This is a genomic window from Marinobacter sp., assembly GCF_041690455.1.
Classification (GTDB): Bacteria; Pseudomonadota; Gammaproteobacteria; order Pseudomonadales; family Oleiphilaceae; genus Marinobacter.
This window is the reverse complement of the sequence record NZ_JAWLHI010000050.1, coordinates 18,964-29,902: the sequence shown is the minus strand read 5'-3', so window position 1 is coordinate 29,902 and position 10,939 is coordinate 18,964. Positions and strand designations below refer to the sequence as shown.

Below are 10,939 nucleotides of genomic sequence, written 5' to 3'. Positions count from 1 at the left end.
AATGGCAGCACGCTGGCTACCACCTTCATTTCAAACAGGGTCTCTTCAGGGAGATTCTGAATGATGTCGATCTTGTCGAGCTGGCGGTCCGTGTAGACCTTGAAACGCCGTTCCTCGAACTCCGTAGTGGGAATCCGGTTCGGAAAGGTGACGATGGAGTTCATAGATCGCCCTCTGTTGTTGCCAATGACTGAAAAAGTGGTCGGACCACTTTTCCGGTGGTTAAAAAACGGGCAGGCAAGTATACATAAATCGGAATTTATTTTCAGGTCTAATTAAAAAAAGTCACCAGAGATGTAGGGTGTGATACCTGGCGGAGCTTAAAAGTAACTGAAAATAAAGAAAAAACAGTTCCAGGGTAGGGGAAGATCGATGCCGGATCATTTAGTAACGCTATGAATTTCGGGCGTGTTCGGAAAACTACGACCTTGGTCTGATTCTGGTTGTGTGGTGGTCTGAAAAAGGTCATTCTTGCGTAAGTAACCGCAATGGAATGTTGTTCGAAGGGTCGTAAAGGCCCATTTGATTGCTTTGCTCAATCAAAATGTAGTAAAAACACTACAACTTCGGGCGCATCAATTTGAGCACGCTCTCGAACCACCGGCTTGCCGCGGGCCAAAAGCCTGATTCCACAGGGCCGGCCGGGCAGGAAAACTTTGAAAGCTGTTCTATGCTTGATGGAGGTTCCATGTACTGTCCTGCAGTACCGCCATCAGGCTGATACACCCATAACAATTACTCTGCATTTCACGCAGCTTATCGACACCGTATGCGCAGCGGCTGCTGATCGTGGCCCGCGCTGCACCTTTTGATGCCAAGGGGAGGGTTTGATGTACCAGGACGATGATCCCATTGAAACCAGTGAATGGCTTGACGCACTGGAATCTCTGATCGAGAACGAAGGCGTTGAGCGAGCCAAATACATTCTGGAGCGACTCTCCGAGCGCGCCAGCCGCGATGGCACCGAGTTGCCGTATTCCATCACTACGCCGTTCCGCAACTCCATTCCTGTCACCCAGCAGGCGCAGATGCCCGGTGATCTGTTCATGGAGCGTCGTATCCGTTCCCTGATCCGCTGGAATGCCATGGCCATGGTGGTTCGCGCCAACAAGCGCCCGGGCGATCTGGGTGGCCACATTTCCACCTTCTCCTCAGCGGCCACGCTGTACGACGTGGGCTTCAACTATTTCTTCCACGGTGGCGACGAGAAGCGCGAGTCCGATCTGGTGTACTTCCAGGGCCACGCGGCGCCGGGTATTTACGCCCGCTCTTTCCTGGAAGGCCGTTTTGAGGAATCCCAGCTGGACAAGTACCGCGAAGAAGTGGATGGCGAAGGCCTGTCCTCCTACCCGCACCCCTGGCTGATGCCGGATTACTGGCAGTTCCCGACGGTGTCCATGGGTCTTGGTCCCATCCAGTCGATCTACCAGGCCCACGTGATGAAGTACCTGCATAATCGTGAGCTGATCGATATGGACGGCCGCAAGGTGTGGGCGTTCGTGGGTGACGGTGAGTGCGACGAGCCTGAAACCCTGGGTTCCATCTCCAAGGCCGGGCGCGAGAACCTGGATAACCTGATCTGGGTGGTCAACTGTAACCTGCAACGCCTCGATGGCCCGGTCCGTGGTAACGGCAAGATTGTCCAGGAGCTGGAAGGCGTGTTCCGGGGTGCCGGCTGGAACGTGATCAAGGTGGTCTGGGGCCGCATGTGGGATCCGCTGTTCGAGAAAGATCAGAACGGGGTCATGCAGCGTGCCATGGACGAAATCTGCGATGGTGAGTTGCAGAATCTCACGTTCAAGGGCCCGGCCTATACCCGCAAGGAGTTCTTTGGCAGATCACCGGAGCTGGCCAAGCTTGCCGAGAACCTGTCCGATGAAGACATCCAGAAGCTGAATCGTGGTGGTCACGACCCGTACAAGGTTTATGCGGCCTATCATCGTGCGGTCAACCAGGCCAACGGCAAGCCGACGGTGATCCTGGCTCACACCATCAAGGGCTACGGTTTCGGGGCAGCGGGCGAAGCCCAGAACACGGCCCATTCCCTGAAGAAACTGGATATCGACACCCTGAAGGAATTCCGCGACCGCTTCGGTGTGCCCCTGAAGGACGACGAGTTGGAGAATGTTCCCTACTACCGCCCGGCACCGGACAGCCCCGAGCTGGTCTACATGAAAAAGCGCCGGCAGGAACTGGGTGGCTTCTACCCCAAGCGCAACAAGGATTGCCAGCCGCTGCAGATCCCTGATCTGGACATCTTCAAGCAGGTGCTCGAAGGCTCCAATGGCCGTGAGATCTCCACCACGATGGCATTCGTGCGCATTCTGACCGCCCTGGTGAAGGACAAGCGGATCGGTAAGCGCGTGGTACCGATCGTGCCGGACGAAGCCCGGACCTTCGGTATGGAAGGCATGTTCCGTCAGCTGGGTATCTACACCTCCGAGGGCCAGAAGTACGTGCCCCAGGACCGGGACCAGATCATGTACTACCGGGAGGACAAGAAAGGCCAGATCCTGCAGGAAGGCATTAACGAAGACGGTGCCATGGCCACCTGGATGGCGGCCGCCACCTCCTACAGCTCCAACAGCTTCCCGCTGATCCCGTTCTATGTGTTCTATTCCATGTTCGGTTTCCAGCGTGTGGGCGACCTGGCCTGGGCCTCCGGCGACATGCAGGCCCGCGGCTTCCTGATCGGTGGTACTGCCGGCCGCACCACGCTCAACGGTGAAGGCCTCCAGCACCAGGACGGTCACAGCCACGTGCTCGCCAACACCATTCCGAATTGCAAGGCCTACGACCCGGCCTACGGTTACGAGATGGCAGTCGTGATCCGCCACGGTATGAAAGAGATGTTCGAGGAGAACCGGAACGTCTTCTACTACCTGACCATCGAAAACGAGAACTACGAACAGCCCGCCATGCCGAAAGACTGTGAAGACGGCATCATCAAGGGCATGTACAAGTTTGAATCGGTGGAGACCAAGGGCCGCAAGAAGAGCCCGCGGGTCCAGCTTCTGGGCTCCGGTGCCATCATGAACGAAGTGCGTGAAGCTGCCCAGATGCTGAAGGACGATTGGGGCGTGGCCTCCGACGTCTGGAGTGTGACCAGCTACAACGAACTGGCCCGTGACGGCCAGCATGTGGAACGCTGGAACCACCTGCACCCGGACGACAAACCCAGGAAAGCCTACGTGACCCAGATGCTGGAAGATGCCCAGGGGCCGGTGGTGTCTTCCACCGACTACATCAAGCTGCATTCCGAGCAGCTGCGGGCATTCATCCCCAAGACCTTCATGACCCTGGGCACCGACGGCTTCGGCCGCAGCGATACCCGCGAGAAGCTGCGTAACTTCTTCGAGGTGGATCGCTACTATGTGACCGTTACCGCTCTGGCGGCCCTGGCCAAAGATGGAGAGATCAAGCAGGAACAGGTTCTCGAAGCGATGCGCAAGTACGGAATCGACCGCAACAAAACGAACCCGGTGCTGAGCTAAGGAGACCGCCATGAGTGAACAGGAAATCAAGGTTCCCGATCTCGGCGGTGCTGATGAAGTCGAGATCATCGAAATCATCGTCAGCGAAGGGGATTCGGTTGAGGAAGAAGATCCGATTCTGACCGTGGAATCCGACAAGGCGTCGGTCGAACTGCCGGCGCCGACCGCCGGCAAGATCACCAGGATCACCGTCAAGGTGGGTGACAAGGTCAGTGAAGGCGATGTCGTCGGCATGATCGACGCGTCCGGTGGAGCGGGTGAGTCCGCGGAGGACGCGGGTGAGCCCGAGCAGCAAGCGGAGAAGGTCGAGGAGAAATCCGAGACCAAATCCGAAGAGAGCAAGCCGGCGCCGAAGAAAAAATCCGGCGGCAGCCGCAAGGAAACGGTCAAGGTGCCGAACCTGGACGGTTTCGACAATGTGCCGGTCATCGAGATCAACGTCTCCGAAGGCGACACCATCGAGGCGGACGCTCCGCTGGTGACGGTGGAATCCGACAAGGCGACGATGGAAGTGCCGTCCCCCTATGCTGGCAAGGTGGAAAAAATCCTGGTTAAGGAGGGCGACAAGCTCTCCGAGGGTGACGACCTGCTGGAAATGACCGTCGTCGAGGAAGGCGGCGAAGAAGAGGAAGCACCTTCCGAGCCGGCGAAGGAAGAGAAGGCGGAAAGCAAGCCTGCGGAGAAGTCCACGCAGGAATCGGCGCCGCAGCCCCAGGGTTCCACCTACGAACCGCCTGCGCCGGGTGCCAAGGTCCATGCCGGCCCGGCCGTACGCAAGCTGGCGCGGGAACTGGGCGCGGACCTGACTCGTGTGAAAGGCTCCGGCCCGAAAGGCCGCATTATCAAGGATGATGTCCACGCCTACGTGAAGAGCCAGTTGCAGCAGGCCCAGCAGGGTGCCGGCGTGGCGACGGGTTCCGGCATACCGGGCGTGAAACTGCCGGACTTCAGCCAGTTTGGCGAAGTGGAGCGCGAGTCCATGTCGCGCATGATGGCGGCCACGGCCACCAACATGCAGCGTAGCTGGCTGAACGTGCCCCACGTGACCCAGTTCGACGAAGCCGACATCACCGAGATGGAAAGCTTCCGCAAGGCGCAGAAGGCGGCGGGCGAGAAGAAGGGCGTGAAGATGACCCCGCTTCCGTTCCTGCTTAAGGCCTGTGCGGCGGCACTGGCGGAACTGCCCCAGTTCAACGTGTCCCTGGACATGGAGCGCAAGGAGGTGGTTCGCAAGAAGTACATCCACATCGGTATCGCGGTGGATACCCCGCATGGTCTGATGGTTCCGGTCATTCGTGACGTGGACCAGAAAGGGCTGTGGGATTTGGCGGCCGAGAGTGCCGAGCTGGCCCAGCAGGCACGGGACAAGCTGCTGAAGCCTACCGAGATGCAGGGCGCCTGCTTTACCATCACCAGTCTGGGTGGTATCGGTGGTACGGCGTTCACACCGATCGTGAACACGCCGGAGGTGGCTATTCTCGGTGTCTCCAAGGCGGCCATGAAGCCGGTCTGGGATGGCAACGAGTTCCAGCCGCGGCTGATGCTGCCGCTGTCGCTGTCCTATGATCACCGTGCGGTGAACGGGGCCGATGCGGCCAGGTTTAGCAATCTGCTGACGCAGCTGTTGGGGGATATTCGGACCCTGCTGCTGTAGGTTTTAAGCTCCGTGCTATGCGCCTCCAGGCCTGAGGGCTGGGAGGCGCGACAAAGGCCGGGGCCACGTTTCAGGACACGCTACAAGCACATCCCTGTGCGCTTGTTTCGGGCCGTCCATGGCCCTCAACAGTCCTGAAACGCGGCCCCGGCCTTTGTCGTTCTGGCTCTTCAGATACCTCTGCAATGTTCAGCCGGCCCGGGGTCAGAAGAAATCCTTCTTCTGACCCCTTTCTTGGATCGATCCCTGGAGCCGAGGCGCTACTCCGGGGTCTGAAGAACACTTTCTTCTGACCCCATTCCTGGACTGATCCCCAAAGCTTTGGCGCTGAATTCCAAAACGGGGTCAGGTGAAGGTTTTCATCAGACCCCTGAGTTGCTTCAGACCTTGGGGTTGGCCAAACAATACCGAGTCAGAGCGGATCGGAGCGCAGTGCAGCGACAAAACCTGGCTCTCTCCCAGAAACGAAAAAGCCCCGGCAAATGCCGGGGCCTTTCCGAGTTAACTTCTAAAAAGGAAGGATTAGAAGCTGTACTGGGCTGCGAACATCAGACGGTTCGCGTCAGCGGAATCGCCGGCAACGGTTTCCTGATCGAAGTAACCATACTCAACGCCCATCATGACGTTTTGGACCGGTGTCCACATATAGTTGACGAACAGGTTCTGGTTGGTTTCCGGCGCTGCATCAGTCAGCGAAGAATTTGCAACCGCATCGTCCAGATCCTGCGTAGTCATGCCGTAGGCCACGTTGATGCTGCTGCCACCACCCAGCGCCATGCTGACACCGACGTTTCCGCCATAGGCTTCGATGGTTTCAATGCTAGTTCCATCCATGTACGCGCTTGGGCCGTAGTAGTTGCTGCCGGAGCGCCACAGATAACCGGTTGCGCCATCGGTGTAGTTGACCGAGCCCTGAACAGAAAACATGTCGCTCAGTTTCAGTTTTGCGCTACCATGGACCGAGAAGCCGATTGCGCTGTCATCGTTGGTGCCATCATCAGCTGTGACCTGGCTGGCTGAAGCAGAGGCTGCGAAGGAGACGGCGTCAGCCGAGTCTTCGAAGCGTGCAGTAAACGCTGGAGCCGAAGTGCGGCCTGAGCCGTCCACGATAGCTTGAGCGCTTGGATCTTCAATGGCGAAGGACATCGGTCCAGTGGTGTAGCGAACCTGCTCGGTGCGATCCCAGCTACCGTGGCTGCCTGCTATGCCGTCAAAGTCGAGTGTCGGGGTGAAGGCCACGAAGCTGATGGTGTTAGACCAGGTGCGACCAGCCAGAACGTTATTGTAGGTGCCGTAGGCGTGACGCATACGCAGGCTGCCTGCGCTGTTGCCGGAGCCACGGAAGTCACCCTCAACGTTTACCATCACGCCAGAGGAGTGGTTTACTTTTACGCCGAGACGGCTCTGCTGTACGTCAGCGCCAAAGTGGCCATCAATCTCTTCGTTGGCGGGAGTAAAAGAACCCGCGCGAGTAGAAACTGCACGGTTGTCGTCCAGATCATAGCTCATGTTGAGTCGGGCAAAACCATACAGGCTAGCCTCGGTGTCATCGCCGACGTCCAGAGTGAGAGCGCCTGCTTGTCCCGCTACGCCCATCACAGCTACTGCTGCCGTCGCACGAATTGCCATTCTCAGTTTGTTATTACTTTGCATCGTTGTTGTCTCCACACATTTGTTGTTGTTGGACCCACAAACAAGGTAGTTACGAATCCATGACAATTCAAATAAATTCGTCGATTAGTTAGACGAATGTCTATAGTTGATTTTCGTTGATATACAGACATCTGCAGTTGACCTTTCGTCGTAATGGTGAGCAATGACCTCCCAAAGTACATGCCTTACAGACAACACCTTTGCCTTTCTGGATATTGAAACCACCGGGGGCAATTCGTCCCATGACCGCATAACCGAAATCGGCATCCGGTTCTGGCGGGCCGGGGAGGTGGTCGGAGAGTGGCAGACACTGCTTAACCCGGAAACCAGGATTTCCCCCTTTATTGAACGGCTTACCGGCATCAGCAATGAGATGGTGGCGGAGGCGCCGTTGTTTGCGGAGGTGGCCGACGAGCTGGAAGCGCAGTTGAAGGATTGTGTGTTTGTGGCCCACAACGCGCGATTTGATTACGGCTTCATTAAATCCGAGTTCCGGCGGCTGGGCAGGATGTTCTCGGCACGGGTGCTGTGCACGGTGAAGCTCTCAAGAAGGCTGTATCCGGAGTTCCGGCGCCACAACATGGATGCGCTGATTGTCCGTCATGGCCTGGCGCAGGTGCAGCGGCATCGGGCCATGGGAGATGTATCGGCCATGCTGGCTTTTTTCGAGCACGCCCGGAACGAGCATGGCGCCGAGCACATGGAGAACGCCATCCGGGAGTTGTTGCATAAGCCCAGCGTACCCTCGAACCTGCCGCCGGGGATCATGGATGAGTTGCCGCGGGTACCGGGCGTGTACCGCTTCTACGGTGAAAACGACGTGTTGCTCTATGTCGGCAAGAGCGCCAACATTGCCCAGCGGGTCGCGTCCCACTTTTCCGGGGACCACAACTCCAGCCGGGGCGTGCGGATGTCGGAAAGCCTGCGGCGGGTCGAGTGGACGGAGACCGCCGGTGAGCTTGGTGCGCTGATGCTGGAGCTGAAGCAGATCAAGGGCCTCAAGCCCATGTTCAACCGTCGGTCCCGGGCGGCGAAGAACCTGGTCAGCATCGAGCTGACAACCAACGAATCCGGCTACCTGCAGGCGCGGCTGGTGCGGGAGATCGAACCGCACCGGCTCGGGGACTATTTCGGACTGTTCCGCAGCAAGCGGGATGCCGAGCGCGCTCTCAGCGGCATCGCGGCCAAAAACGAGCTGTGCAACCAGCTGCTGGGCCTGGAGTCGGAGCACGAAGGTGCCTGCTTCCAGCGCACCCTCGGCCGTTGCAACGGTGCCTGTGAAGGGGAGGAAGATGTTGTCCGTTACAACCTGCGGATGCAGATCGCCTTCCATGGCCTGCGCCTGGCAACCTGGCCCTGGCCGGGACCGGTCGGCATTGTCGAGCGCAACGAGAAAACAGGGCGGACGGACATCCTGGTGGTCTACAACTGGATACATGTCGCCACCGTTCACCACGAAGACGAACTCCACGACCTCTCCCTGCGCGGGCAGTCAGTGACCTTTGACCTCGATTCGTACAAACTGTTGATCAAGACACTTCTCGGGCGAGGCAGTAAATCACCGCGCCTGATCGAACTTCCGGCCACTGGCACACCGGATGTTCTTATGCCCTGAGTGGCGTATTATGGAACGGTCCGCACTCGTACCTAGTGCGAATCTGAAACATTGCCTGCTATGTTAAAGGTTTAGATCCCGCTGAGAGAGATTTATGAACAAAGAGCCCGTTTCCCGCGAACTGTTTGATGAAGTCATGGTGCCCAACTACGCCCCCGGAAGCATCATTCCGGTGCGCGGTGAAGGCTCCCGCATCTGGGACCAGGAAGGTCGTGAGTTCGTGGATCTCCAGGGTGGCATCGCCGTAACCTGCCTCGGCCACTGCCACCCCGGGCTCATCGGCGCACTCCAGGAACAGGCCGAGAAAATCTGGCACCTGTCCAACGTCATGACCAACGAACCGGCCCTGCGCCTGGCCAAGACCCTGTGCGACCTCACCTTCGCTGAACGGGTATTCTTCGCCAACTCCGGTGGCGAAGCCAACGAAGCCGCCTTCAAACTGGCCCGCCGCTATGCGTGGGAACACTACGGCCCGGAGAAGAACGAAATCATCTCGTTCAAGAACTCCTTCCACGGCCGGACCCTGTTCACCGTCAGCGTCGGCGGCCAGCCCAAGTACCTGGAAGGCTTCGAACCGGCTCCGGGCGGCATCCGTCACGCCGAGTACAACAACCTGGACTCGGTTAAGGCCCTGATCTCCAAAGAGAAAACCTGCGCCGTCGTGGTTGAACCGATCCAGGGCGAAGGCGGCGTCATGCCCGCCGATCAGGAATTCCTGGAAGGCCTGCGCAAACTGTGCGACGAGAGCGATGCCCTGCTGGTTTTCGACGAAGTTCAGACCGGCGTCGGCCGCACCGGCCATCTGTACGCCTACGAAATGTATGACGTCGTCCCGGACATCCTCTCCAGCGCCAAAAGCCTCGGCGGCGGCTTCCCGGTAGCAGCCATGCTCACCACCGCCAAAATCGCCGCCAGCCTCGGCGTCGGAACCCACGGCAGCACCTACGGCGGCAACGCCCTGGCCTGCGCAGTGGCCCAGAAAGTGGTCGACACCATCAGCCAGCCGGAAATCCTCAAAGGCGTCAAAGCCCGTTCCGACAAACTTCGCAAAGGTATGATGGACATCGGCGAGCGTTATGGAATCTTCAGCGAAGTCCGCGGTGCCGGCCTGCTGCTGGGCTGCGTGCTCACTGAAAAATGGCAGGGCAAGGCCAAGGACTTCCTGAATGCGGGTCTGGATGAAGGCGTGATGGTGCTCGTTGCCGGCGGAAACGTTGTCCGCCTGGCGCCGTCCCTGATCATCCCGGATCAAGATATTGAAGAAGCGCTGGAGCGGTTTGAAAAAGCTGTTCAGAAAGTAACGGCCTGACTCCAGAATCAGGGCAGGGGCTGCTAACGCTTCCCGGGAATGTTGAAGGCCAGGGATGGCCTGAAACAAGCGCACATGGACGTGCTCGTAGCGGTTCCCGGGAAGCGTTAGCAGTCACTGGCCGGTCAGGCACCGCAATATTAGCGGCAAGCTCAGGAGTAAAAAGGCATTGGATATGTGGCTAGTCCGTCCGGCAACCCCAGCTGATCTGGAATCGATCCTGGAAATCGCAGGCACTCAAGGCGCGAGACTGTCCTCGACGCTCCCGAAACAGAAGGAAGCCCTGGCCAGCAAAATCCGCCATTCCCAGGACTCCTTCGCCGGCAAAACCAACGCCGAAGAACCCCCGAGATTCCTCTTCGTCCTCGAAAACACCGAAACCGGCGAGATCCTCGGCACCGCCGGCATCGACGCCCGCGCCGGTAACGGCCAGCCGTTCTACAACTACCGCCGCGACGCCCTCATCCACGCCTCCCACGAACTGGGCGTCTCCCGCCGCGTCGAAGTGCTGTACCCCAGCCACGGCCTGACCGACCAGAGCCTGCTGTGCTCCTTCGCCATCAAACCCGAACTGCGAACCACCGACGCCTTCGAACTGCTGTCCCGCGCCCGCCTGATGTTCATCGCCGAAAACCGGCCATGGTTCAGCAACCGCATGGTCGTCGAGATCCAGGGTATTCAGGAGGATGATGGCAGCGTGCCATTCTGGGACAGCCTGGGCCGCCACTTCTTCAACATGGATTTTCAGGCTGCGGATCAGTACTCCGGAACCCTCAGCAAGACCTTCATTGCTGAACTGATGCCACCCAATCCGATCTACGTCACCCTTCTCAGCGCCAGGGCCCAGGAAGCGCTGGGTCAGCCGCACAAGCTGACGGTCCCAAACCTGGAGCTGCTGCAGCGGGAAGGTTTCCATGCCGGATGCTATCTCGATATCTTCGATGCCGGCCCGGTGCTCGAGGCCCGCACCGACAGCCTGCGGACACTGGTCACCAGCGATCGTAAGGAACTGCATGGCAGCCATGAAGATACCGGGGAAACCTGCCTGATCGCTGCGGGAGAAGGCAATGATTTCCGCTGCGCCCTGACGCCGGTGGCGGTCAACCTCGAAGGGAAAGCAAGAGTTCCCGTACGCACCTGGCAGCTGCTCAACAAGAGCGCCGGCGACACGGTAAGGATCGCGCCACTATGATTCGGAATCGCAAACAGGAGGC

The 10,939-nt window shown here is 58.7% G+C and carries 6 protein-coding genes; 5 read left to right on the top strand and 1 reads right to left on the bottom strand.

Features of this window, described 5'->3' with window-relative positions:
• Positions 1–830: 830 nt before the first annotated feature.
• Together aceE and aceF are read left to right on the top strand one after the other, a co-directional pair.
• On the top strand, positions 831–3,494 hold the full coding sequence (gene aceE, locus ACESMW_RS13055) for a pyruvate dehydrogenase (acetyl-transferring), homodimeric type (RefSeq protein ID WP_372987458.1): 2,664 nt from the start codon (positions 831–833) through the stop codon (positions 3,492–3,494).
• Between the two features lie 10 nt (positions 3,495–3,504).
• A complete protein-coding gene (gene aceF, locus ACESMW_RS13050) occupies positions 3,505–5,148 on the top strand; it encodes a dihydrolipoyllysine-residue acetyltransferase (protein ID WP_372987457.1) in 1,644 nt (547 codons plus the stop codon).
• A gap of 522 nt (positions 5,149–5,670) precedes the next feature.
• Here the strand turns inward: aceF and ACESMW_RS13045 are convergent.
• Positions 5,671–6,801, bottom strand: a complete 1,131-nt coding sequence (locus tag ACESMW_RS13045) for a DcaP family trimeric outer membrane transporter (RefSeq protein ID WP_372987456.1) — start codon at positions 6,799–6,801, stop codon at positions 5,671–5,673.
• Between the two features lie 163 nt (positions 6,802–6,964).
• Between ACESMW_RS13045 and ACESMW_RS13040 the strand changes: the two genes are divergently transcribed.
• The 3 genes from ACESMW_RS13040 to ACESMW_RS13030 all read left to right on the top strand — a co-directional run bounded on the left by ACESMW_RS13040 (position 6,965) and on the right by ACESMW_RS13030 (position 10,917).
• Positions 6,965–8,416 carry an exonuclease domain-containing protein gene (locus ACESMW_RS13040; protein WP_372987455.1) on the top strand — a complete coding sequence of 484 codons (1,452 nt, stop codon included), beginning with the start codon at positions 6,965–6,967 and terminating at the stop codon, positions 8,414–8,416.
• Between the two features lie 94 nt (positions 8,417–8,510).
• Positions 8,511–9,725, top strand: a complete 1,215-nt coding sequence (locus ACESMW_RS13035) for an aspartate aminotransferase family protein (protein ID WP_372987454.1) — start codon at positions 8,511–8,513, stop codon at positions 9,723–9,725.
• A 175-nt stretch (positions 9,726–9,900) separates the two neighbouring features.
• Entirely contained in the window at positions 9,901–10,917 is a 1,017-nt protein-coding gene (locus ACESMW_RS13030; RefSeq protein WP_372987453.1) for an arginine N-succinyltransferase, read from the top strand.
• Positions 10,918–10,939: the final 22 nt, after the last annotated feature.